The organism is Nostoc sp., assembly GCF_036917775.1.
Taxonomy (GTDB): domain Bacteria; phylum Cyanobacteriota; class Cyanobacteriia; order Cyanobacteriales; family Nostocaceae; genus Nostoc.
This window is the reverse complement of the sequence record NZ_JBALEQ010000162.1, coordinates 36442-61745: the sequence shown is the minus strand read 5'-3', so window position 1 is coordinate 61745 and position 25304 is coordinate 36442. Positions and strand designations below refer to the sequence as shown.

Here is a 25304-nt window from a genome sequence, read left to right as displayed (position 1 = left end):
GGATGCTTTCAGGCTGACAAGATAATATTTTTAACCTCTAATTCCATTTGGTCTGCTTTCTCTCATATCGCTTTTAGTCTAAACTCCAGTTCTAACAGCACTCGTTTAAGAAATCGCTTGAGAAAAATATCATCAAGCCTATGGTTTTCAGATGGATTTAACAGAAATGCTAAAAAATTTGAATGACGTAATTCTTGACGTACTACACCAATCGCTTCAAAAATATTAAACTGAGCGAGTTTTGATTCTAGTTTTTCTAAGTCTTCATTCTCAACAATCAAACTTTCTAGCAATGCTCGTTCTGTTGCAGGGGTTGTCATTACTAATGAATTTTTCCTGGGACGACAGTTGTATTGTTCCCATCAATTCAGCAATAATTACTCTTGTAGGACAAAATAAGACAGAAACAAAGGTTTTCGCAAGAGCAAAATTTTAAATTTTTAATTAGACGACAGCAACACTCAACCTGCTTCAATTAAGCTTCGTTCAGGTAGGGTGACTCCGTTAAATAAGCAGTGGCGCAGATTTACCCCAGTCAGGTCTACTTCGGTGAAATCAATGTCAATTAAATCCGTTTTACACAAAATAGCTTTGGTGAGAATGGCATGACTCAGGTCTGTGTTGCTTAACTTTGTGCCAGTCAGGTTTGCACCACTGAGATTTGCTCCAGCCAAGTTTACACCACTGAGGTTAGCATAACGCAAGTCTGCTCCAGCTAAGTTTGCACTACTGAGGTCAGCATCATGCAAGTCTGCTAAACGCAGGTCTGCTTTCATAAGGGAAGCATTATGCAAGTCCACCTTCCTAAGAGTTGCCCGAATCAGATTAGCAGCCTTGAGGTTTGCTAATATCAGATTTGAGCCACTTAGATCGGTTCTCCATAAGGTCGCCGCAGTCAAATTTGCTTCAATTAAGTTTGCTCCGCGCAGGTTGGTCTGTGATAAAGTCGCGTTAGCCAAGTTAGATCGATTCAAGTTGATTCCAGCTAAACACATCTCGCTGAGGTTAACTAAGTGCAGGCTTACTTGAGTGAAATTTCTCTCTCCTGCACAATAGCGGTTGAGAAGTTCATTAGCATCCATACAGCCTGCCTTCCAAATTTCCATTTCTCACCTGAAAATTACAGTGTCTAATCAATAATTGCTGAAAATACTTCTTATTAAGAGACTTTTAAAACTTCGCACCAAGATTAAAATTATTTAACAATCTTTTACAATATTGCCGATGAGACTGTTTGCTTTCAAAAAGTATTAGAGGAAGCCGTTATCCTGATAAGTTTCTTTTGCTTAAACGTGGTGAGGTGGCTTGCTCTTTCACTCATCCACGCTTAAGTAGAGACTAATCTAGCTTTTACTTACGTACTAGGTTCAGCAGTTCTTTAGGAGAAGCAAGCAAGTCAATCGCTACGAAGAAAATTTTGCCTTGAGGATCGAGCAAAAACCGCCATGCAATATTCATACCCACACTCGCACCGAACCAAGGGGTTTGGACTTTGCCGGTGACTTTAACTTGGGTATAGCCATCTTCTACTGGCTCGGATATACCACGCTCTGGTATCATTTTTAATCCCTGGCATTCTTCACGCATATAAGCGCGGATTGCATCTTGACCAATAATCGGTCTTTCAAAGGGAGGTTGCAAACCACCTTCAGAGGTAAACAGAGAAACAGCAGCATCAAAGTCATTGGCATTCATGTTGTTGATATAGCCAAGCACTGTAGGGTTGTTGATACCCTCAATGGTGACTTTAGTCCGAAATGCTGGTGCTGTGGGTGGAGCCACAGGTTCTGTAACTTTTTTATAACTACCGGGAGCATTCGGGTCAAATCCCATGCTCACTACGGTATTGCGGAGAATTGTGATTTGTTGACCTGAATCAGCATTTCTGATTGCTTCTAACACCTCAGCAGCCTTGGGAGAAAGCTTGTAGCCTTCTGGAATAGGAGCAACGATTCCCTGAGCCATCCATTCTCCTAACTGATACCAAAAGCCCAACTTGATGTTTACAGTGAAGGATGCGTAAGAACGGCAGAGGGGAGTGTCAGCACGGTTAGCTAAATCATACATGACTCGTGTTTGAGCCTCGAAAGGCATCTGCTTAATTTGTTCAAGTAAGCCTTGTGCGAGTACCATGTTGGCTGCTCCCGGAGCAGCAACCGTAATACTTCTACCCATCTCGGTATAAGCAAACCAGAGTAATGCTAGTTGATCTTCAGCATTGAGTTGAGAGAATGATTCGACAACAGTTGGAACAACGTCAGCAACTAGCGTGCCGGGAAAAATACTTTGAGCCGACTTGATGGTAAAAGACATAGCAGATATTCCCTAAAAAAATTACAGTTCTATCGAATGTGAAAAAACGGAGGGGAAATGCGTTTAGGTGTTGCTAAAGGCACTCAGCAGTCTGACCATAGGCCGCCTTAGACATCACTCTACCAAAGGCATGATGATAATGTTGCCATTGAGTTTGGATACTCGGCAAAGCACATTGCAGGCTTAACTGCATAGTTATTTAGAAAACTTTGACCAACAGTGCTTTAAGGCACCTATGTTGTTTATGTTTCTATATGTAAAGAAACATAACAAGTTCGTTACAAATAAGCAATACTTCCTCAGCCCTACTTGGATAATTTCTCTTTATGTAAATGATAAGTTTTGGCTACTTGTACAAAATTGTGGGTTTTAAGACGCGATAAATCGCCGTCTCTACAAGTGTTTTTGTATCAAACTATTGCGTCTACCATCGCTTACCTTCTCGCATGAAGCCAAAATACCCTATCTAGTCAGTACGGTTCTTACTACCTTTTTTGTTATGTCAAGTACTTGCAAATAATATTTACAATAAGTTACATTCATTTACAGAACGCAACGATAAAAGCTAAAAGATGACAAATAAAGGCTTTACTATTAACGAACGCGGTCAACTCAACAGATTTGCGATTGAACCCAAAATTTATGTTGATGAAACCCCACGGACAGGCTTCACCGAATATGCCGAAAAACTCAATGGTCGTTTGGCAATGATTGGTTTTATCTCACTCATCGCGTTGGAGGTTTTCACCGGACACGGTTTGATTGGATGGCTAACTAGTTTTTAAAGAACACATTTCAGATTTAGAAATTTTCTCCAGTTGACAAATAAAACAATTTAGAGGCAAACTTATGAAAACTGATTTTGATTACCCCAGAAAAGATTTGATTGGAACAGTTGTTTTTAGACCCGATTTCAACAATTTTGAGACCATCAATGCAAATCAAGCGTGGTCATTGTTTTTTAGTGGTGGTCAAGATGACAAGGCACTGGGACAAGAAATTGAATTTGGCAGATTTTTCACTAATCTCTTAATCGCTATTGGAGTAACTGGAATGATTTGGGCGATTTATTTCACTCAATTAGGATGAGCAAGTTTGTTCATTTTTTTAGTAACTTCAATGGAGTCTTGGATTTTGATACCAAGACTTCTTTTTGCTTTTCAATAATTCAAAAAAAGTCTCTTTAGGTTTGGGAAAATTTCGATGTTGATTGGATTTATAAAGCTTCCTAATTTGTCACGGTATTGTGGATACATGGGGTTAGAAGTAGCAGAAATTGTTTCCAAACACCTTGCAGTTCAAAGCAAAACCTATGTAATTCAAAATAGAAGAATATTGATCAATCAACTGTTAAAGTCTGGTCTAGATTCTCATACAGCAAATCGAACTGTTACTGTACTTATATCAAGTCCGATTTTACAACTAACCAATAAAAACCAGTTGGCTATTAATTGCAAGGGATAGTAACTATAAAGCCATTACATAACGATATAATTTTTATTTGAATTTGTAGTGTAGTATGTTTGTGCTACACTACGAACTCTATTGCATTTCTTTCAGATGACTAAATAAGAATTTTAGTTGCAGTGTATTTCAGGTAGATGAAGTAGACGGGTAGGGTCAATTCATGAATTACCCCTATGATTATCTGTACCTCACCAAGTTGCAATCTGCTGTATCTTGAACAGGTGAGAGGACTTTAATTAAGCCAGTTCAACGCAAACAGCGAATTGCTTCTAATAAACCTCTAGCTTTATTCAACGTCTCTTCGTATTCTTTTTCTGGCTCAGAATCAGCCACTAAACCTGCGCCAGCTTGTACGCTAACCGTCTTGTCATGTACTACCATTGTGCGAATTGCGATCGCAGTATTTAATTGTCCTTCAAAATCGTAATATCCATAGACACCAGAATAAACACCGCGCCGACTAGACTCTAACTCGTGGATAATTTCCATCGCCCGAATCTTGGGTGCGCCACTTACCGTACCTGCTGGGAAGCAAGCTTTCAATAAATCCCATGCTGTTTTACCCGGTGCTAATTTACCCACAACATTGCTGACAATGTGCATTACATGGGAGTAGCGCTCAACTACCATTAATTCATCAACTTTGACGCTACCATTTTGACAAACACGCCCCAAATCATTCCGCCCTAAATCTACAAGCATCACGTGTTCGGCAACTTCTTTGGGATCTTCGAGTAAATCTTGAGCGAAGGCTGCATCTTCCTGGAAAGTTTTACCTCGTGGACGTGTCCCCGCAATGGGGCGTACCGTTGCTATAACTCCCTCATCTGGAGCAGTTTCGGCTTTTACCATCACTTCAGGACTAGAACCGATGATTTGCCAATCTCGGAAGTTAAAGTAAGCCATGTAAGGCGAAGGATTTATCTGACGTAGGGAGCGGTAAAGGGCAAAGGGGTCGCCTGTGTATGGTGTTGATAGTCGCTGAGAAATTACTACTTGAAAGATATCGCCTGCTTTGATGTATTCTTTGGCCTTTTGGACACTGGCACAAAAATCAGGGCGGGTAAAATTACTTTTATACTCCTCTGCCCCTCTGCTCCCCTGCTCCTCTGCCTCTCTACTCCCTGGCGGTTTCCATTCCAACCGAGTTTTTTCGGGCGATAGGGGGAGAGATAGCTTTTCGAGCATTTGGGTGACGCGATCGCACGCTTGTTGATAGGCTGCTTTGAAATCTACATTGGGGTCACGTAAATCAGCATAAGCGATCGCCCAAATTTTCCGCTTCACCTGGTCAAAAATCAACAGGTGGTCTACCTGCATCCACAAGCCATCAGGGATATTTCGCTCATCTGGTGGATAGATTGGCACGCGCGGCTCAATCCAGTTAATCAATTCATAGCCCCAAAACCCAAACAAGCCGCCAATTCCTGGCGGTAACTCTGGTAACTTGACTGGCTGATAAGGTGCTAAACATTCGGCTAAAGCTGCAAAAGGGTCGCCTGTAAAAACGACCTGCGAACCATCGCGGTTTAACTGGGTGGTGCGATCGCCCCTTGCTTCTAAAATCCAAAGCGGATCGCAACCCACTAAACTATAGCGTCCTAGTTTTTCCCCACCTTCTATTGATTCCAACAAAAAGCTATAGGGCTGACCTGCACAAACTTTATACCAAGCAGATACGGGCGTATCTAAGTCCGCTACCCATTCTTGATATACGGGGACGAAGTTGCCTTGTTGCGCTAGGTCAGAAAACTGGGAGAAATGCGGAAACATCATTATTTTCAAAAGTAATTGGTAATTGGTAATGGGTAATGGGTAATTTTTTCTTACCAATTACCCATTACTAATTACCCATTAGCTACTAAAAGCTAATTACGGAGCGTCGTAGGTTGTAACACCGCTAAACTTCACTTTAGAGGGACTGGGGTTTTGTCCGATCCGACGGTCTACATAACGCACTTTGTCACGACCTTCATTTACCTTTTCAGGGAAGACACCATCAGCTGGGTGAAGTAGAGTGGTTTCTCCGTTGGGTAAAATCCGGTAAACTTTGTAATCTGTAATTTTGAGTTTCCGGAGTTGCTGACCGCCCAAAGCGATGCCATATTCTTTCCGAGCTATATACAGCAGGTTTTCACCTTTCCGCATAGTAGCAGCACCACCTGTAGGCAATTCAAAAACTTGCTCTTTCGGGCTAGTCCAAGTGATAGCGTACTTTTCTTCCACTTCTGCTTTCTTTAGCAAGCCACCAGTGCTGCCAGCAAATAGTGGGGTTTGTCCAGAGAGTGTTTCTGCCATAAAGTTCCGTTCTCTCAACGTTTTTAGGGAATCCTAACACTGCAACCAGGATCATATTGCGATCGCGTTATAGACTGTAACAGTTTTTAGTCATTTGTCATTTGTCATTTGTCATTTGTCATTGGGCGTTAGGAGTGCTGAGTTAAGAGTTAGGAGTTTTGTTTATCTCCTTGTCTCCCCTGCCCCCTGCCCCCTGCTCCTCCTCCCTCATCCCCTGCCCCATTCCCCATTCCTATTTACTCTTGACTTTTGCCCGCTTTTCCTCGTGGCTATTCTGAACAATGGGGATGGTGAAGTGAAACTGGCTACCCTGGTCTTTGCCAGTTGACTCTGCCCAAATTTCTCCGCCCCAACCATTCACAATTTGACGGCAAATTGCTAAACCAAGTCCTGTTCCGCCAGTGGTACGGCGTAGCGCTCCCTCTTCTTGATAGAAGCGGTCAAAAACTACTTCTAAGCGATTTGGTTCAATGCCGCGTCCAGTGTCAGCCACAGTCACCTCGACCATTTGATGGCTGTTGGAAATGGCTTTAATGGTGATTTCTCCTTGGGGTGGCGTAAATTTACAAGCATTATCCATAAGTTTTGCCAGTACCTCTACTAGCCAATCACCATCAGCCCTTACCAGAGGCAGGTTTTCAGCAATTTGAGTTTTGACTTGGGGCGGCTTTTCCGTTGCAGAACGCGTGCGATTGCGACTAAGTGCTAAATCCACACACTCTTGTAAAGTCAGGGATTCTGGATGCCATTGTACTCGCCCGCTTTCTAAGTTGGAAAGCGTGAGGAAATCTTGTACCAATTTTCGCATCCGTTCTGAGTCGGAAAGAGCCGTGTTGAGCATAATTTGCTGCAACTCCAAGGGCATATCCGGCTCACTAGCAAGACTTTCTAGACACACTTGAATGGTGGATAAAGGAGTACGCAGTTCGTGTCCAGTGATGGCTATAAGGTTGCTGCGGGTGCGGTCTAGGGCTTCTAGCTGTTGGTTAAGTTCTTCTAGATTGGCGTAGGCTTCCGCTTGAATCAGGGCTGCTCCGACTTGGGTGGCGATCGCTTCTACCAAATCCAATTCCCCAGGTTGGCACTCGTGCGGTGGCATTCGGCAGTAGTGTAATTCCACAATGCCCAACAACCGCCCCTGATAAAATACTGGTTCCATCAGCCAAGAACGAATGGCAAACTTTTTGGCAATCAACGAAAGCCCTGGCGAATTGTTCACACGAGGGTCATTTAGCGTATCGCTAATACAAACACCTTCGCCTTGTTGCACGATGTCCTGAAATAGGGAATTTTTCTCTAATTCCCAAGTTTGCCCACGAACCGATAAAATACCGGGATTCAAAAACTCGTGTTCAATTATGGCTTGGCTATCTGTGGCTTGAGCGCGGTAAATTAGACAGCGACAAGCTTCTAGGTGTTGCCCTAATTCTTGTGCCGCCACCTGGAGAACTTCATGAGGGTCGAGCGATCGCCGAATAGCTGTGCTAATTGAGTTGACTAATCGTTCTTTTCGTGCTTGGGCAGCAATGGAACGGTAGGCTTTATGCAATTTGTACTGACTAGCTTGCAAGTAAGTTACTAAGCGTTGCACAAAGGGATCTGTATCGATGTCACAAGCATATTCGTTGATCTGTTCTGCTCCAGAGTGGCTTCGCGGCTCTCCTATGCTAAACCTCTGACGTGCCTCGTTTATTTTACTTGCCAGTTCTGGTCTGTAAAGCAAAATCCTGTCTAACAGCAATTCAGCTGCTTTGAGGCTAACTCCCCTTTCCGATGTCCAAATTCCTTCAAATCTTCGCGCTGTGTCTATATCCAGATTAGGGCTTAATTCTGGTAGTTGCTTATTTTTGGCAATAGAACCAAGACTTTCCCGGCAAACTAGACAAGTAGCATAATTGTCAGCAATCACTACCAAATGCCACTCTTGGCTTAAGCCATCCGTTGACTCAAAAGCGATCTTTTCGTAGTGTTCTGAACTATTGGCGAAATCCGTTTCTGGAGCAGCTAATACGTATATTTGGTTACTCCGCAAGGCAAGTCGCAGGTAGCGATGAGCTTCTTGGCGGTAGAATCGCTCTCGCTGGAAACTAGCAATTACAAGGGGTTGTGCTAAAGTCGCAGCCAAAACTTGATCTTCCATCGCATGGGAGAGCGCTGTTAGTGAAGCCTTAAAATATAGCTGGGGCCGCAAGTATGGTAGGGACTTTAGCAGATCACTCAGCACAGAAGTCGAAATGCTCATGAATTATTGTTAAACGCTCAACCTCGACAAGATCACAAGTCACAGCTGCATTGTACAAATTCCAAGGCACTCTCAAGTTAAATAGAGAGTTGCAATATGTAAAGAACGCTAAAATGCACTTTTCGCCAAAGCAGGCGCAACATTTTGTTACCAAATTGATTTGTTGATTGACAACTTACTACGCCCAATATATATTCTTGACTAACTTGGAAATATGCTTGCACAGCTAAAATCTTTCATTACTAAGTACCAGCTACATAATTTTTGTATTGTTTTAACCGTTAAATTCACTAATCTTTACTCAGCATTGATTGATAGTCCACGCCTTGGCGTAGCCCGTCGTAATATTTACACATCACTAAATAGAATTTTCTTACCCAAAAAACATTACTGCTACATACCACATAATTTACTCAGTCAATGATTGATTAAAATTAATCAATCAATTGAATATGGGAAATTTGTCTAATCTAACGCCAAAGATATTTAAAACAAAATCGTATACTAGTTTAGTCAATAAATGCTAGCTTTACCCAGTAGAACTGGGAACTTCGCATTTTTGCTGAGTATACTATATATCTTGTACCTTGAGAAAGTTCGACAACTAAGCACTTAGGGACTTCCAGTTAAAAAAATATGCTGTTTTAGGGGCGCAAGGCCTTGCGCCCCTAAAAATCTATAAATAATTTGGGATAATTTATTTTTTGCAAGTCCCTTATCTAAAAATTCTGAGTTTTCAGTCTTGAGTTTAGACTTATACAATACTTATATAGATTTGGACACTGCTACTTTGTCAACAGTACGTAAAAATTATTTTGGCTAGAATAAATAGCTCAAACAAGTTTTACAAAGAGTCTTTTTTCTGCAATTTGTGAGCGGTAAAGACCTCTACTCCAAATACCACAAACAATCTACGACCTGTACACGGAACTTTGGCTAATGACACCGGATACGCTAATGACCCCGGAAAAAATTTTCCTGGATGGAAAAACTTTTATTCCTGCTGAACAATTACCTATCCCGGAGTGGCCTTGTGTTGTGAGTGAAAGACCACAACCGACACTGACGGTTAAAGATGATGATTTATTTTTCGTGACAGATACTATTGGGAATATTTCTGGCTGTTCCCTCAGTGAGGGTAATCCCAGCATGGGGCTGTTTTGCTGTGATACGAGATTTCTCAATCGCTTAGAGTTGCAAATTGAAGGGCGATCGCCCGTACTTCTGAGTAGTACTGCCGAAAAAGGGTTTTCACTCGCGGTTTTGTGTACCAACCCCAGAGTTGACGAACGCCTAAGAGCCGAAACTATCGGGATTCGGCGAGAAATAGTACTCAATGGCGCTCTATTCGAAGAAATAGAAGTATCTAACTACAGCACAACAACTGTCAATTTTGAACTAAGTATCAGCTTCGATGCAGATTTTGTTGATTTATTTGAAGTCCGGGGTTATGACAGAGAAAAACGCGGTAGGCTTTTACGTCTACTAGAACCCACGACTGACGAAGGAATTGTCGATGGCGTTTCACCATTACCTAAAGACCCATCAACTTTTAGGGAAGAATCCTTAACACTTGCCTATCAAGGTCTGGATGGTTCGGTGATGGAATCTCGGATTTTATTCCAGCATCGTCAACCAGACTCTTTCAAAGGTTACACTGCGGTTTGGCAGCTAGAGTTGGCTTCTCACGAAACCCAAAAGCTGGGTTATCGGGTGAATATGTTGAAAAACAACCAATCTAGTTCAACCGTAAGCGCCGCCATCACTTTAGGACAGGCGAAAGCTGCTGAGTTGATGGAGGAGCAACACTGGGTACAGCAAATTACCCGCATTAGCTCAGATAAAAGCACTTTCAATCGAGTGATTGAGCGGGCCGAGCAAGATATGTATTTGTTGCGCCAGTCTTTTGGAAAGCATAAGACAGTTTCGGCTGGAGTACCGTGGTTTTCTACACTATTTGGGCGGGATTCGCTGATTACAGCTTCCCAAACCCTGATGTTAAACTCGCAAATCGCTAAAGAAACCCTAATATTACTGGCGACATACCAAGGCAAAATCGACGACGAATGGCGCGAAGAAGAACCGGGTAAGATTTTGCACGAGTTACGTTTGGGAGAAATGGCTCGTTGTCAAGAAATTCCTCACACGCCATACTACGGTACAGTTGATGCGACCCCCCTGTGGCTAATGCTTTATGCCGAACATTATGCTTGGACTCACGACGAAGAACTCCTAGAGTTACTTTGGCCAAATGCTTTAGCAGCAATGGACTGGATCGATCGCAATATCAAACAAACCAGTTACCTCAGCTACTTTCGTACATCTAAACGCGGTCTGGCTAACCAAGGTTGGAAAGACTCTGGCGACTGCATTGTCAACCATAAGGGAGAATTAGCTAACGGCCCAATTGCCCTTTGTGAGGTGCAAGCTTATGTCTATGCTGCAAAAATGCGCCTAGCAGAAATAGCGAGGATGAAAAAGCGCCTTGATTTGGCAGATCGTTGGCTAGAAGAGGCTAGAAATCTCAAGGTTCGTTTTAATCGAGATTTTTGGGTAGAAGACCAGGATTTCTGCGCCTTAGCTTTGGATGGGGATGGTAAACCGGTAGACAGTATTACCTCGAATCCTGGTCATTGTCTGCATTTGGGTCTTTTCACCCACGAAAAAGCCTACAGTGTAGCAGAACGGTTGCGGGCACCAGATATGTTTAATGGTTGGGGGATTCGTACCCTAAGTAGTTTATCACCCGCTTATAATCCAATGGGTTATCACATTGGTTCGGTTTGGCCCCATGATAACGCTCTGATTGCAATGGGATTGCGATCGCTGGGTCTTATCGATCAAGCCTTAGAACTTTTCCAAGGTTTATTCGATATGACGAGTCAGCAGCCTTATCAACGTCCTCCAGAACTCTTCTGCGGCTACGAACGGAATGGTGATAATGCCCCTGTGCAGTATCCAGTTGCTTGCACTCCCCAAGCTTGGGCTACTGGTAGTGTCTTTCAACTACTGCAAATGATGGTCAACTTAGTACCTGATGCTCAAAATAACTGCTTGCGAATAATTGACCCTGCTTTGCCAGAATCGATTAATCGTCTGTCATTTCATAATTTGCGAGTCGGCCCCACCATCCTCGATTTAGAATTCGAGCGTTCTGGGACTACGACTGCTTGTCGCGTTGCAAAAAAACGGGGCAATCTAAGGGTAGTTATCGAAGCATAGAGCGAGTAGGGAGTGGTGAATGATCTACTCCCTATTTTATGATTGGTGCATAGGGGTAGCCCGTCGTAGATATCGCTCGTTGAACTTCACATTTATCTTGGCTATTTTCGATAAACTGAGAAACCTGTCTAATTGCTGTTGAAATGCTGCCCAATAAGCTTTAGCATCACCCACGTATTGATAGTATTGGCACAGGCGTTAATTAGTTGCTCAAACACAAAAATAAAGCTCAATTAGTTCAAATAACTAAATATTTTTCAGTGGTATTTGGTGGTAAAATCAAAGTCTCCTCAATCATCTCTCTTATGTTGGGAGTTACATTACTAGCATTACTGAAGCAATATACTAGTAATCTGTTTGCCTCCCAGTATTGCTGAATTAACTGCAACTGTTCCTCACTGAATTGCCAATCATAACCTATCTGCCGATGAGCTGCGATCGCTTCCTTTAATTGGGTAGTCCAAGATTGCCCGTTAGACTTCCACCATGCTTTTAATATCTCTCTATTTTGTTGTGAACTAGGTAGTTCATTTTTTAGTCTTTGCAGAGATTCATATAAAGATGAATGCTCTTGTAGTAAATAATCAATATCAAGAGCTAATTGCAGAGCAGAAATCCGCTTACAAAAAATTTCTGGATTCAACGCTAGGCTAATAGCAATGGTATGAATTAAAGCTAAATCTAAAGCCAAATCTAAAGCTAACTTTCCAGTTAGATGGTTATCTAAAGATATAGCAAGAGTTTGGTTTCCCGATAAAGAATAATGAGGAGGTAAGACGAGAGTAAAGTAAAAAGCACGTACAGCAGATGGATGATAATTGGAGGTAACGGTTGAAGACTTTTGCATCACCCAAGTGAGAAAACGCTTTAATGTTTCATCTACAATAGCTAAGTTTTCAATTTGTTGCTTCATTAGCTCAAATAAGTTATCAAAGGATCTGAGCATTTCTGATGTCAGCAAAATCACTTCACGCCAGCGCTTATCCATCAAATGATTGACAACTTGTTCTAATTTATTTGGATCGCCATTAGTAACAAAGTTCTTCGCAGTGAAGTATTCGTGAAATGTTAAATGAGAAAAAGAATAAATACCTTTAGCTTGTTCAACTAACAATCCATGCTGTAACTCAATTGCTTTCAGTACGGCTTTACTATTAACTTCTAAATCTTCTATATCGGTCGATGTATTGGGTAACAAATAGAGATAGTCAGCTATCAATTGACAAATTTTGCTTTCTTCAAAAAAATACTCGCCTTTTTCAAAAAAAATCGCCGCTACATAACTAAGCAATTTAATTTTTTGAGAGAGAGATAAATTCTGGTAAACTTCATCTCTTTTTATGCCTTTTGCTTCATCCCAACGTACTAATAATAACTCTAATCCTTGCTGATAAATTTCTGAACGTTTAGTGGCAAAATCACCTAAATATTGAAAAACTAAACAGGTGAGGTTTAGTAACAGAGGTGTGGATGCTAGGTTTTGAACTAGTCGATTTTCGGGAAGTGTTATTGTCTCAATAAATTTAGATGCTAATGTTTTTCTTCCTCGGAGATTATTTTTAGCAAAGGCGGTAAACCATTTATTAGCAAAAGTTGAAATCTGCGATTTTGTAAACTCAGCAATTTCTACTTCAGCGAATCCTTTGAATTTCTGATGTTTATATGCAATTCGACAAGCAATAATTACTATGTTTTTATAAAAAGTATCCAAAAAAATCCTAATGATTTTGTTAATGCTATTACTATTTTTATCTGCGACTTCATCCAAACCATCTAGCAAAATTAAAGCTTTACCTTCATGAAGCAACTGTTCTAATTCTTGGGGAGTTATTTGACAAATACTAAATTCTTGAATTAAATAGTCTAATAAAGGATTTTTATCATATTCATGAATTTTTTCGGCAAAATCTTTAAGACTAATGAAAATCGGAAACCTTTGACTCTGAAATTTACCTTGATTACAAAGAATAGCAATTGATTGTAAAAAAGTAGTTTTTCCTGCTCCTGGCTTTCCAAGGATGACTAGTTTTGAAGACTTTTCTATAGCTTGTAAACCTGTAATTCTCTTAGTAGTAACTTCTTCTGAATTAAATTTGTCTAAAGCTTTATTATCAAATGTTTGTAAATCTGCAATATCTAGCCATCTTTGACTGCTAATTTCTTCTATTACATTTACCTCAACAAATAATTCATCTAATTCAACATTACGAGCAACATCTAGCAACCGGATAGTACCACATTGGTTTTGAATTTTTTCCGAGTGAGCAGCGCGTACTTTATTCACTAAAGGGTCAATAACAGTAGAATTTTTACTTTTTAGTATCTGCTGAAATGCTAAGTCTTCATCAGGTTTAGATTCTAGTCTTTGAACAATATCTTCGGGATTTAGCTCTAGAATCAAGCAGATTTCATGGAATATTTGGCGTGCAACAGGTTTGCCAGTAAAAAATTTCCAAATTGGTTGGCGACTGTCTAGACCAACTTGACTCGCAAGATATTCTTGTGTCCAACCTTTATGATTAAAAGCCTGTTTAGCTTTTCTAATACCTTCATCTGAAGCTTGCAGGGATCTTTTTGCCATACCAATATTAGAAAATAATTAAATTGATTAATTGATTGATTGATTGATATATATAATATGTATTTTTTAAATTAGCGGCAAGTAATTGAATCTTGAAAAAATTCAGCATAGCTCAAAGAGCCTTCTTACCTATTGCGAACAAAACTCAACAGATACATAATCTCCCTTTAATGGAAGTCTAACTAGAAAACTTGTTCCTTTACCTAGCTTACTATCTACGTGTATTGTACCCTTGTGCAGATCCACGCATCGTTTAACAATTGCTAGTCCTAATCCTGTACCTGGAATCGTGCCAACATTGGTAGCACGTTGAAAAGGTTCAAATAGTTTAGCTTGAGATTCTGGTGGAATACCTATCCCTTGGTCTGTGATTTGAAAACACACACTATCGTCTTTGCAAGTTAGCCATAACGAGATAATACTACCTCTTGGAGAGTACTTAACTGCATTGGTCAGTAAGTTATTTAGTAAATGCCATAGTAGCTGTTCATCTAGATAGGCAATACAACTTTTAGTATCTGTCAAAAAGCTCACTTGATACTGTTCTTTCAGTGTCAACTGCAAAGATTGAGTTATTTCTTCACAGAAAGTTACTACATCTATTGGTGTGGGGTTGAATGGAAAATTGTCAGCTTCGGATCTGCCTAGTGTAAGTATATTCTCTAAAAGATTTGTCAAGCTATCCGTAGCAGATTCAATACCACTGATATGATTTTGTTTTCTTTGCTCTGACATCTGACTGCCATAAGCCTTCAACATTTCAGTACTCAGCCGAATTATAGTCAAGCGGTTACGAAACTCATGTGCAGCCATGTAAAAGTGCTGAGATTTCGTCTGGCTTTTGGACTCAGCAATTTGCTGATTAGTTTTTGCAGCAATCAGTGCTTCCTTAACTTCAACCTCTGTTTTGTGGCGACAAATAGCAATCTCAATTGTGGTAGCTAGTGTTCTTTCATCAAATGGTTTTAAAATATAACCAAAAGGTTGTGAAGCCTTAGCTCGCTCTAGTGTCGCTCGGTCAGCATTAGCTGTTAGGTAAACTACAGGCAAATTAAAGCGAGACTGGATTTCAAAAGAAGCTTCGATGCCATCCATTTTGCCCTCTAGCCTGATATCCATCAGCACTAAGTCAGGTTGCAAAGTTTCTGCTGTAAAAATAGCTTCTTCTCCTGATGCAACTAAGGCAAGAACATCATAGCCTAAGTATTCTAGAGTTTCTCTCAGGTCATCAGCAACTAACTGTTCATCTTCAACTATCAAAATTTTGATAGGATTCATAATTAAATTACTTTTCTAGTTAATTAGATTTATTTGGATTTATATCCTGTAAGTTTTGGCTTAAACTGTAAATTTTTTTGATATTTGTTAAAATTTCTTCTGGCTCCATCAATTCATAATTATCTATAAGATTCTTCGATATAGACATAATGTCATCAAGAGGGTTAAACAACTCATTGCTAGCTGATTGAGGAATAGAATTGTAATATTTGTTTATTTTGTTTTGAGTTTGTCTATTAATTATTTCTTGTTTTTCAAATCTAGTGATTATTGCCCCTAGCAAATCTGCTCTTGTAAACGGCTTAATCAAATAATCATCTGCGCCTAATTCTATGCCTTGACGGATATCACTCTGAGAAGCTTTAGCCGTCAGAAATATAAAAGGAATAGCTTCAGTTTCTGGATTTTCGCGTGACCAGGTAACAACTTCATATCCATCTAAATTAGGCATTGTAATATCGCAGATAATCAAATCAGGAATTTCTGTCTTTAACAAATTAATGCCGACTTGTCCGTTCTCTGCATCTATAACGTAGAAACCTTCTGCGGTCAGCATTTCTACAATAATGCTACGGATATCTTCCTGGTCTTCAATTACTAAGATTTTTTTCATCGCTTGATAATATACTAGCTACTTAAGTATAGTGTATTAGCTGTTTAAAAGAAGTGTATTAACTGTTCGGGTATTTGAACCTTGTACAAAAAATATTTGTTCGTGGATAATTTAACTTTGTTGGCGAATTCCTGCAACCCTGATTATCCGGTAAATCAAGTAAAACTTAGTAAAACGAAGTAAACAAAAGCATTTGTATCAATAAATTTGCCAAAATCAGATTTTACATAAATTTTGGCAAATAACTGCCAAAATTCCCATATATAAGCGTTTAGCTAACGACATAGATTAGATTGGACTGTCAGAACCTTTATACTGCGGGCAATACGTTAAAAATCTTGTGGGAAACCTTGAAGGAATTTTTAGGACTTATTGTTTTTATCAAACCTCAGAGAACAGCAAGTTTATAGTGAAAGCGTTATCAACCCACCTTCGTAAATTGGCAAAGCTATTGTTTTAAAGAACCATTTTTTGCAGTTAAATTGTTAAGTTATATTTCGCCAAAAAAGTCTCTAATTATAATTTTATGAATCATCGCTCCCCCCTAACTATCTTAGTGATTGATGATTGCCCTGAGGATCGGGAGATATATCGTTACTATTTGCAGCAGGATAAATTGTATACATATAATATTGTGGAGTTTCAAACAGCAAAACAGGCTATGACATGGTGTCAGCAAGAGATACCAGATGTGATTTTACTAGATTATTTATTGCCCGATGACGATGGATTAGGGTTTCTTAAAAAACTGAGGAAAAAGCTGAAGAATAGCCAATCTGCTGTGATTATGCTCACAGGACAAGGGGACGAAAGCATTGCTGTCCATGCCATGAAAAATGGCGCTCAGGATTATTTGGTGAAAAATTATCTCACCTCGGAAATCTTACAAGGTGCAATTCATTATGCAGTAGAACTGATACTGTTGACCCGACAGTTAGAACAAAGTCGGCAACAGCAACAACTGATGGCAGCGATCGCTTTACGGATTCGTCAATCGCTCCAGGTAGAAGAAATTTTGGGTGTTGCAGTCGCAGAAGTACGGCAATTTCTTCAGACAGATCGGGTAGTTATCTATCAATTTCAGCCTGATATGAGTGGAATTGTGGTGGCGGAGTCCATACTTCCAGGTTGGGTAGTAGCTATGGGAGCGCCAATTCGAGACAACTGCTTTCAAAACGGTGCAGGAGCTGACTATCACCAGGGAAAAAAGCGAGCGATCGACGATATTTATCAGGCAAGTTTAACGGAGTGTTATTTAGAAGTACTAGAGCAATTTCAAGTCAAAGCCAGTCTGGTAGTACCCATAATGGTGACAAATAAATTATGGGGATTATTAATTGCCCACCAATGTACTGCACCTCGTAATTGGCAGTCATCTGAACTGGACTTGTTGGATCAGTTAGCCGTGCAAATAGCGATCGCCGTTCAACAAGCAAGTGCATATCAACAAGCACAGGCAGAATTACAAGAACGCAAACGCACCGAAGCAATCTTAAGAGAAAGCGAACAACGGTTTCGTCAGATGGCTGATACGGCTCCGGTACTGATTTGGATGTCAGGACTGGATAAAGCTTGTTACTACTTTAATAAAATCTGGTTGGATTTTACTGGTAAAACTCTAGAACAAGAGGTAGAGAATGGTTGGGAGCAAGGCATACATCCCGATGATTTACAAGATTGTTTAGATACTTATATCAATGCCTTTGATGCTCGCCAAAAGTTTCGAATAGAATATCGCCTGAAACGCTTTGATGGAGAATATCGTTGGATTTTGGATACAGGCACTCCCCATTTCACCAGTGAAGGAGAATTTCTTGGTTATATCGGCTCATGCGTAGATATTAACGATGTTCACGAGGAGTTGCGCTTACGCAAGCAAGCAGAAGTAGCCCTACGGGAGAACGAGGAGCGCTTAAATATGGCTCTAGAAGCTGCATCTATGGGTAACTGGGACTGGAATATTCAAACAGGTGAAATTCACTGGTCGCCTAGCTTAGAAAGACAATTTGGCATGGTTCTAGGAAGCTTCGATGGTAAGTATGAAACAGTTGTGGCAATGATGCACCCAGACGATCGCCAGTCAGTTTTACAAGCAATTAGTCGTGCTGTCTATGAAGGAGAAGATTACAACATCGAATTTCGGTTCATCAAACTGGATGGCACGACACGTTGGGCACTCGGTAAAGGACGTGTTTTTTATGACAAAAACGGTAATCCTGTGCGGATGAGTGGCATAGATAAAGACATCACTAACCGTAAAGAGGCAGAAATTGCCTTGAAAGAGAGTGAAGCTCGCTTTCAAGCGTTTATGAATAACAGTCCAGCAGCTTCTTGGATTAACAATGAGCGTGGTCAGATGCTGTATATGAGCCAGACTTATCTCCGCACCTTTCAACTTCCATTTGATCGGGTAGAGGATTTAATTGGTAAGACAATCTTTGATATCTATCCGGCGGAAATTGCCCAGCAGTTTTTAGATAATATCCGCCAGGTTGCCCAGACTCAACAAACACTGGAAACCATTGAACAGGCTCCCAGACCAGATGGTACAATGGGTAGCTTTTTAGTCTATAAATTCCCTTTACCGAGAACAAGCAAACAGGAATTAGGGATTGGTGGCGTTGCAATTGATATCACCGATAAAATTTGTGCAGAACAGGCATTGCAACAACTCAATCATGAACTAGAAGCCAGAGTTATAGAACGCACGGCGGCTTTACAAGAAAGTGAAGAACGCTGGCACTTGGCACTACAAGGCAGCAATGATGGGATTTGGGACTGGAACATTAAAACTGATGAAGTTTTCTTCTCGGCTCGTTGGGAAGAAATGCTGGGCTTCGCCGAAAATGAACTTAATCAAAATTTAGAAGTATGGTCAAGCCGAATTCATCCCGATGATTGCGATCGCATCATGAAAGCGATCGCTGACCATTTAGCCCACAAGACACCCTTTTTCCAAGAAGAATACCAGGTAAAATGCAAAGATGGCTCTTATACATGGGTATTAGACCGGGGTCAGGCATTGTGGGATGAATTTGGTAATGCCATTCGGATCGCTGGCTCGGCTACAGATATTAATAGACGCAAACAGGCAGAAGCAGAGTTATTAGCCGTTACTAGATTGAAAGAGGCGATTCTGGCTAGCATCGATTATGCAATCATTTCTACTAATTCCGAGGGAATAATTCAAACTTTTAATATTGCTGCCGAGAAGATGTTGGGTTATACCGCCGATGAGGTACTTGGTCAGTTAACACCAGATAGCTTTCATGATCCAGAGGAACTCAAGCAACGAAAAGAGGCACTCTCGCAGGAAATAGGCAGGAAAATTAACCCTTACGATTTATCGATGGTCAAAACCCAGCAAGATAGTTGCGAGGTAGAATGGACTTTCATTCGTAAAGACGGTTCGCGCTTTCCTGTGGCTCTGTCGGTTAAACCCCTGTGTAATCTCGAAGGAGATATTATCGGCGGTGTGGGAATTGCTAAAGATATCACCCAACAAAAACAAATGGAAGCTCAACTTCGCAAAAATGCGGCTAGCCTTGCTGCGGCACAACGGATTGCGAATCTGGGTAGTTGGGAACTTGATTTGCAAACGCAAAATTTAACCTGGTCTGAAGAGATATTTCGTATATTTGGCCGCAATCCTGAGTCTCATATACTAAGTTACAACGAAATTTACAATTGCATTCATCCAGATGATCGCGATCGCCGCGATGCTGTCATACAGCAAGCAATTGACAAGGGACAAGCTTATGAAATAGAGTATCGCTTTTATCGTCCAGATGGAAGTTTGGGTTATTTACTATCACGTGGCGAAGTTATATTAGATACTGATGGTAAACCATGCCTGTTAATTGGCACTATCCTCGACATTACCAACCGCAAACAAACTGAAGAACAATTACGGAACCTTTCAGATCGATTGACCCTGGCGCTCAAGTCAGCCAATATTGGTATCTGGGACTGGGATATGAGCCAAACACTGGACTGGGATGACCGAATGTATGAATTGTATGATTCACAAAGGTCTGATACGGTTACAGTTTATCAAGACTGGGTAGATAAGCTCCATCCAGATGACCGGACTGTAGCAGAAACCACTTTTCAAGATGCTATATGGAGAGCAAAAGAATTTAATACAGAATTTCGGATTATTCTTTCCGATGGTAGTACCCGTTTTATCAAGGCCTTTGCTCTGGTTCAACGCAATGAGTGTGGTAAACCACACCGCATGGTTGGTATTAACTATGATATTACCGATCGCAAACAAGCAGAAGCATCTCTGCGAGAGAGCGAACACCGTTATGCTACTTTGACAGAAACTGCCCCGGTTGCAATTTTCCGGCTTGATGCTGCTAGTAATTGTATCTACGTCAACGAGCGTTGGAGTCTGATGACGGGTAGACCAACACAAGCAGCACTGGGGAATGGGTGGTTACAACATATACATCATGAAGACCGAGAACAACTACTGGTTGACTGGTCTAACTCCTCTGAAAAGAAATGTTACCTAGATGAAACTTCTCAGCTAGAAGTCCGATATTTGCGTCCAGATGGTAACATCACCTGGTTCTACATCCAGATAGTACCCGAAACCAACCCCAGTGGTACAATTATTGGCTATATTGGCACTTTGACAGATATTACCACTCGCAAACAAATTGAGTCAGAAGTTATTCACAACCGTGATTTGCGAGAAGCAATCTTTAACGAATCTGCCGATGCTCTTTTCTTAGTAGATAACGAAACCCATTTAATTTTTGATTGCAATCGCCGTGCCCTTCAGTTATTTGAGGTTTCAAACAAAGAAGAATTACTTAATATTCAGGGGAATACACTGCAACGTTACCATTTTACTCCCCAAGAATTGGATGAAATTATCCAGGAAGTGAATCAAAAATCTTCTTGGAGTCGGGAAATTGAATATGTCACCCGCAAAGGTAATTTATTTTGGGGGAATTTAGCAACTAAACAAATTACTGTTGCAGGCCAGGCAATTAATTTGGTGCGATTATCTGATATTAGCGATCGCAAACAAGCAGTAGAACAAATTCAGCGATCGCTAGATGAAAAAGAGACCTTACTCAAAGAAATTCACCATCGGGTTAAAAACAACCTGCAAATTATTTCCAGTTTGCTGAGGATGCAAGCTAGGCGCTCTCTTGATGAAACAACTTTATTGCTATTTAAAGAATCTCAAAATCGTGTCCAGTCGATGGCTTTGATTCACGAACAATTGTATCAGTCAGTAGATATTTATGAAATCAACTTTGACAACTACATCAAAACTCTGATAGATAGCTTATTTCGCTCTTATGGGGTCAGTCAAAAAAATATTGTTCTCAATATAGAAACGAATGACATCAAATTAACCCTGGATACAGCTATTCCCTGTGGATTGATAATTAACGAATTGGTTTCTAATTGTCTGAAATACGCATTTCCTGAACAGAAAGGTAATATTACAATTTCTCTGGAAAAATCCCTAGAAGAACGCTTAGTTTTAGTAGTTAAAGATACTGGTATTGGCATTCCCAAAACATTCGATTGGGACAATAGCAACTCTTTAGGCTTAAGAATTGTCAAGAACCTAGTTAGACAGTTAAAAGGGAATATTTTTTTAGAGTGCGATCGCGGTACTACCTTCTATATCCACTTCCCTCAATAATTATAAATCTGTAAACAAGAGACGCGATAAATCGCGTCTTTGTGATTAGCGGCGTGTCATCAAAAAACCTTATCCGAACCGTATTGACTATCGTGGTTTTCGATATATCTATGTTGTTCTCTCAATATAGATAGCTTAGGGCTACTACGAATGGCACTAAGATAAGCGCAAACCAGTGATTTAACTGGCTTTTGAGTGTGGGGAGTGTGGGAGGTGTGGGGAGTGTGGGGAGCCAGATTTCTTCCTCATCCTCCCACACCTCCCCATCCTCCCACATTTGCCTCAGACAAAGGTTTCAGGTTTTCTTAGTGCCATTCGGGCTACTACAAAGCCCCGCCCTAAAGGGCTGGGGTTAGCTTACTACATATTTAAGCTGTTGTGTCTTTAATTTGCACTATATTTTTTCAATATAGGTTGTAGGGTGGGCAACATGAGCGCCCTCATAGTGCAGAATGAGAATTGCTGGTTTATGCAACCGCAGCTAGTGATTTTAACATCAAATCTTTCTTCTGCTTTTCCCAGGCTAGGGTACTGTAGACAATTTGATCTAAGTCATTATATTTTGGTTGCCAGCCCAGTAAGTTACGGATTTTATCAGCACTAGCTATCACACAAGCAGGATCGCCAGGGCGACATTCTGTTTCAATGACCGGAAAATCTACCCCAGAAATAGCCTTAACCCGTTCGATAACTTGACGGACACTGTAACCTTGCCCATAACCACAATTGAGAATTTGGCTTTCGTTACCTTGCTCCAGATAAGCCAAAGCATCCAGATGTGCTGTTGCTAGGTCTTCAACATGAATATAGTCTCTAATTGCCGTTCCATCGGGTGTTGGAAAATCCGTACCAAAAATTTGTACTCCTAGCCTGTGTTTGAGTGCAGCATCACAGGTAGCTCCAATTAAATGAGATACTTTTTTTGACATTTGCCCCAATCGCCCACCAGGTTCGGCTCCGGCAACATTAAAGTATCGTAAAATTACGTAACGGAAATCAGAAGCGTCTGCATAGTCACGAATCAGCCATTCACAAGAAAGTTTTGATCGCCCATAGGGGTTAATCGGTTCAGTTGGTGTAGATTCACTGACAGGACTGGTTTCTGGTTGTCCATAGACAGCTGCTGTACTGGAAAAGATAATTTGCTTCACACCCATGTTGTTGCAACAACGGAGTAAATTCAGCGTGTTGCGAGTATTGTTAGCGTAATAGTCTAAAGGATGAGAAACAGATTCAGATACATTCAGACTGGCAGCAAAGTGTAATACTGCCGCAAATTGATGTTGAGAAAATACCTGCCAAAGACATTCTGAATCTTTTAAATCACCAACAATTAACTCACCATGCAATACTGCTTGGGGTGAACCTGTAGAACAATTGTCATACACCACAACATCGTAACCAGCCTCGCCCAATTGACGAACTACATGGGAGCCAATGTATCCTGCTCCACCAGTGACTAAGACTTTTTTATTCATCTGCCTTTACCTAGTAATACTACTCGAATGGTTTTAAAAGCGATCGCTAAATCCAAAGCTAGGGAATAGTTTTTGATGTAATAGAGGTCGTAAGCTAATTTCTCGTAAGCATCCTCTACTGATGCACCGTAGGGGTACATAACCTGTGCCCAGCCTGTGATTCCAGGTTTGACGACATAACGTAAGTCATAGTAAGGAATTTCTTGTCGCAGCTTGATATCAAATTCTGGTCGTTCTGGACGAGGGCCAATGAGGCTCATTTCTCCCCAGAGAACGTTTAAAATCTGCGGTAGTTCATCGATTCTAGTCATGCGTAACCAGCGACCTACTCTGGTAATCCGAGGATCTCCTTCATGCGCCCACTGCGCTCCCCGTTTTTCGGCATCCTGATACATGGAACGGAATTTGTAAACTTTAAAGGGCTTTCCTTCCAAACCAGTCCGCATCTGTGTGTACAACACTGGCCCTGGACTATCCAACTTAATTGCTAGTACTGTTAGCAACATCAGTGGAGATAAAAACAGAAATAATGACCATGCCAGAATAATGTCTACTAACCGCTTCAGCTTTTGACTAATGTTGTCAGGCGCTAAATTAAAACCAGCACCAAAAGCTAGCCAGTTATCCTGAAGCAGGAATGAAGGAAGTTTGTACCACAATATTTCACAAATATCGGGAATCCCGTAGATAGAGACACCAGATAAACGTAACTCCATCAACTGCTGTATCTGTGCATCAGATAATTCCATCGGGGTTGTTACTACTACCCCTGACCAAGGTTGTTTACTCCATTGGGATAGGTCATTGAGGCTCCCGACAGCAACTCGATTACTTTTTTCTAACTCATTATTAATGTTCTGCTCTGCTGTTGCTAGAACAACTAAGCGCCCTAATGAACTGCGTTCTAGAAAAGTTTTACCAAATAGAATGGCTTTTTTCCCTGCACCCAAAATCAGCCAACGGCTGTGTTGAGCTTGCGATCGCGCCCAATTTGCTGCATATATTCTTGATGCCATAGCCCAGATAGTAAATATACCTAAGCAGGGGAGCAAAATTCCTCGTTTCAAGACTGGTTCTCTTCCCAAAACACCAGTAAAGTAAATGAGAGACGCAATAATGATACCAACAACAATATTACTAATCAGAATGCGGGATGGAGGGCGTAACCCTGCTATTTGAGTATCTGGATGGTAAGTATCTGCTAAATATAGCCCTGCCAGAACTAGAAGAAAACATAAATAAATTAAAGGATCAAAAATATTAAGATTTTGACCCAATCGCAACCATAAAGAGAGAGACAAACTCAACAATAAACCCACAATATCCCCTAACAACAGAAATAGAGAGAGGATGTTGTGTGTGTAATGTAACTTCTTGTTTTTTTTGCCAACAGCAAGAGTAGTAGTCATTTGCGTACATTACTAAAAACTAGAAAGATTAAAGCATGGACAAAACAAAATTGGATGCAACCAATAATTAACCTGAAACTTTTAGTGTCAGATTTCAATAGCTCAAAATAATTTCAAACTCATCAGTAAACTACAAGACTAGCGAGCGAGAACGAAACCCTGATTCCAACACCTGAGAAAACAAAATTTTGTCAGCTTAATCAAAAAACCGTCTTGTTTTTGTTTCTTTGTTTGTTTTGTTTGTTTTGTTTGTTTTGTTTGTTTGTTTTCTTTCTTTGTTTGTTTTGTTTGTTTTTATTTGTTTGATAAGTATTTATGAATCATTCATTTTTAACCCTGGTTTTAACTATTAACTATGTGGAAATTACGTAAATATTAAAATCTATACACTTTATTTTTATACAAGCTATTAAATAATGAACCAAAATAATTCGATTTTTAGGCTTAAATGATTTGTGTTCTATATAAGTAGGAGGGTATAAATAATTGTTTTGGGAATAGGGCAAAAAGCAATAGGTGTAAGGGTTTTAGTCTAGTTTATTTTCCTTTACATAGTTTGATTTGATTCTGCCAACTTACTTATAAAATGAATAATAAACTTTGAGCAAAATTAAATCATCAAATATTTTTTGACAAGTACAAAATTCAGTAATACTTAAAGCAAATAATACGTCAAGAAAAAATAAGTATAAAAACCCGTAAAAATACGTAAGTCTTTTTTGGGAAAGC

15 protein-coding genes are annotated in these 25304 nt (G+C 40.4%); 4 read left to right on the top strand and 11 right to left on the bottom strand.

Going from position 1 to position 25304, the window contains the following annotated elements; translation table 11 throughout:
• Positions 1-62: 62 nt before the first annotated feature.
• The 3 genes from V7K69_RS32850 to V7K69_RS32840 form a co-directional block, all read right to left on the bottom strand.
• Positions 63-320 carry a PD-(D/E)XK nuclease family protein gene (locus tag V7K69_RS32850; RefSeq protein WP_335042490.1) on the bottom strand — a complete coding sequence of 86 codons (258 nt, stop codon included), beginning with the start codon at positions 318-320 and terminating at the stop codon, positions 63-65.
• A 141-nt stretch (positions 321-461) separates the two neighbouring features.
• Positions 462-1106: a pentapeptide repeat-containing protein gene (locus V7K69_RS32845; protein WP_335042488.1), complete on the bottom strand. Its 645-nt coding sequence runs from the start codon at positions 1104-1106 to the stop codon at positions 462-464.
• A gap of 244 nt (positions 1107-1350) precedes the next feature.
• The gene (locus V7K69_RS32840; RefSeq protein WP_335042486.1) at positions 1351-2313 is read right to left on the bottom strand and encodes an orange carotenoid protein N-terminal domain-containing protein; all 963 of its coding nucleotides are present in this window, start codon (positions 2311-2313) and stop codon (positions 1351-1353) included.
• 572 nt (positions 2314-2885) lie between these two features.
• Here V7K69_RS32840 and V7K69_RS32835 point away from each other — a divergent pair.
• The gene (locus V7K69_RS32835) at positions 2886-3098 is read left to right on the top strand and encodes a high light inducible protein (protein WP_185585421.1); all 213 of its coding nucleotides are present in this window, start codon (positions 2886-2888) and stop codon (positions 3096-3098) included.
• 64 nt (positions 3099-3162) lie between these two features.
• Positions 3163-3402 carry a hypothetical protein gene (locus V7K69_RS32830; protein WP_335042483.1) on the top strand — a complete coding sequence of 80 codons (240 nt, stop codon included), beginning with the start codon at positions 3163-3165 and terminating at the stop codon, positions 3400-3402.
• 624 nt (positions 3403-4026) lie between these two features.
• Here V7K69_RS32830 and trpE read toward each other — a convergent pair.
• From trpE to V7K69_RS32815, 3 genes are all read right to left on the bottom strand, one after another.
• Positions 4027-5556: an anthranilate synthase component I gene (gene trpE, locus V7K69_RS32825; protein ID WP_335042480.1), complete on the bottom strand. Its 1530-nt coding sequence runs from the start codon at positions 5554-5556 to the stop codon at positions 4027-4029.
• Between the two features lie 96 nt (positions 5557-5652).
• Positions 5653-6078, bottom strand: a complete 426-nt coding sequence (locus tag V7K69_RS32820) for a photosystem I reaction center subunit II PsaD (RefSeq protein WP_335042478.1) — start codon at positions 6076-6078, stop codon at positions 5653-5655.
• A 232-nt stretch (positions 6079-6310) separates the two neighbouring features.
• A complete protein-coding gene (locus V7K69_RS32815) occupies positions 6311-8320 on the bottom strand; it encodes a DICT sensory domain-containing protein (RefSeq protein ID WP_335042477.1) in 2010 nt (669 codons plus the stop codon).
• A gap of 939 nt (positions 8321-9259) precedes the next feature.
• On the opposite strand from V7K69_RS32815, the gene V7K69_RS32810 reads away from it, so the two are divergent.
• Complete coding sequence (locus tag V7K69_RS32810) at positions 9260-11542, top strand: amylo-alpha-1,6-glucosidase (RefSeq protein ID WP_335042475.1); 2283 nt, start codon at positions 9260-9262, stop codon at positions 11540-11542.
• Between the two features lie 238 nt (positions 11543-11780).
• On the opposite strand, the gene V7K69_RS32805 is transcribed toward V7K69_RS32810, so the two are convergent.
• The 3 genes from V7K69_RS32805 to V7K69_RS32795 all read right to left on the bottom strand — a co-directional run bounded on the left by V7K69_RS32805 (position 11781) and on the right by V7K69_RS32795 (position 16014).
• Complete coding sequence (locus tag V7K69_RS32805) at positions 11781-14123, bottom strand: NACHT domain-containing protein (RefSeq protein ID WP_335042473.1); 2343 nt, start codon at positions 14121-14123, stop codon at positions 11781-11783.
• 129 nt (positions 14124-14252) lie between these two features.
• Positions 14253-15401 carry a hybrid sensor histidine kinase/response regulator gene (locus V7K69_RS32800; protein ID WP_335042471.1) on the bottom strand — a complete coding sequence of 383 codons (1149 nt, stop codon included), beginning with the start codon at positions 15399-15401 and terminating at the stop codon, positions 14253-14255.
• A 19-nt stretch (positions 15402-15420) separates the two neighbouring features.
• On the bottom strand, positions 15421-16014 hold the full coding sequence (locus tag V7K69_RS32795) for a response regulator (protein WP_335042469.1): 594 nt from the start codon (positions 16012-16014) through the stop codon (positions 15421-15423).
• Positions 16015-16540: 526 nt separating this feature from the next.
• Between V7K69_RS32795 and V7K69_RS32790 the strand changes: the two genes are divergently transcribed.
• On the top strand, positions 16541-21688 hold the full coding sequence (locus tag V7K69_RS32790) for a PAS domain S-box protein (RefSeq protein ID WP_335042466.1): 5148 nt from the start codon (positions 16541-16543) through the stop codon (positions 21686-21688).
• A gap of 467 nt (positions 21689-22155) precedes the next feature.
• On the opposite strand, the gene galE is transcribed toward V7K69_RS32790, so the two are convergent.
• Both galE and V7K69_RS32780 read right to left on the bottom strand, forming a co-directional pair.
• Positions 22156-23166, bottom strand: a complete 1011-nt coding sequence (galE, locus tag V7K69_RS32785; protein WP_335042464.1) for a UDP-glucose 4-epimerase GalE — start codon at positions 23164-23166, stop codon at positions 22156-22158.
• The gene (locus V7K69_RS32780) at positions 23163-24575 is read right to left on the bottom strand and encodes a sugar transferase (protein ID WP_335042463.1); all 1413 of its coding nucleotides are present in this window, start codon (positions 24573-24575) and stop codon (positions 23163-23165) included. Before V7K69_RS32780 ends, galE begins: the two co-directional genes overlap by 4 nt.
• Between the last annotated feature and the right edge of the window lie 729 nt (positions 24576-25304).

Bases quoted from the DNA above. Each gene is read 5' to 3' on its own strand.
- V7K69_RS32815 (WP_335042477.1), bottom strand. From the start codon at position 8,320: ATGAGCATTTCGACTTCTGTGCTGAGTGATCTGCTAAAGTCCCTACCA.
- V7K69_RS32820 (WP_335042478.1), bottom strand. From the start codon at position 6,078: ATGGCAGAAACACTCTCTGGACAAACCCCACTATTTGCTGGCAGCACT.
- V7K69_RS32780 (WP_335042463.1), bottom strand. From the start codon at position 24,575: ATGACTACTACTCTTGCTGTTGGCAAAAAAAACAAGAAGTTACATTAC.
- trpE (WP_335042480.1), bottom strand. From the start codon at position 5,556: ATGATGTTTCCGCATTTCTCCCAGTTTTCTGACCTAGCGCAACAAGGC.
- V7K69_RS32830 (WP_335042483.1), top strand. From the start codon at position 3,163: ATGAAAACTGATTTTGATTACCCCAGAAAAGATTTGATTGGAACAGTT.
- V7K69_RS32795 (WP_335042469.1), bottom strand. From the start codon at position 16,014: ATGAAAAAAATCTTAGTAATTGAAGACCAGGAAGATATCCGTAGCATT.
- V7K69_RS32850 (WP_335042490.1), bottom strand. From the start codon at position 320: ATGACAACCCCTGCAACAGAACGAGCATTGCTAGAAAGTTTGATTGTT.
- V7K69_RS32790 (WP_335042466.1), top strand. From the start codon at position 16,541: ATGAATCATCGCTCCCCCCTAACTATCTTAGTGATTGATGATTGCCCT.
- V7K69_RS32840 (WP_335042486.1), bottom strand. From the start codon at position 2,313: ATGTCTTTTACCATCAAGTCGGCTCAAAGTATTTTTCCCGGCACGCTA.
- V7K69_RS32800 (WP_335042471.1), bottom strand. From the start codon at position 15,401: ATGAATCCTATCAAAATTTTGATAGTTGAAGATGAACAGTTAGTTGCT.
- V7K69_RS32805 (WP_335042473.1), bottom strand. From the start codon at position 14,123: ATGGCAAAAAGATCCCTGCAAGCTTCAGATGAAGGTATTAGAAAAGCT.
- galE (WP_335042464.1), bottom strand. From the start codon at position 23,166: ATGAATAAAAAAGTCTTAGTCACTGGTGGAGCAGGATACATTGGCTCC.
- V7K69_RS32845 (WP_335042488.1), bottom strand. From the start codon at position 1,106: ATGGAAATTTGGAAGGCAGGCTGTATGGATGCTAATGAACTTCTCAAC.
- V7K69_RS32810 (WP_335042475.1), top strand. From the start codon at position 9,260: ATGACACCGGATACGCTAATGACCCCGGAAAAAATTTTCCTGGATGGA.
- V7K69_RS32835 (WP_185585421.1), top strand. From the start codon at position 2,886: ATGACAAATAAAGGCTTTACTATTAACGAACGCGGTCAACTCAACAGA.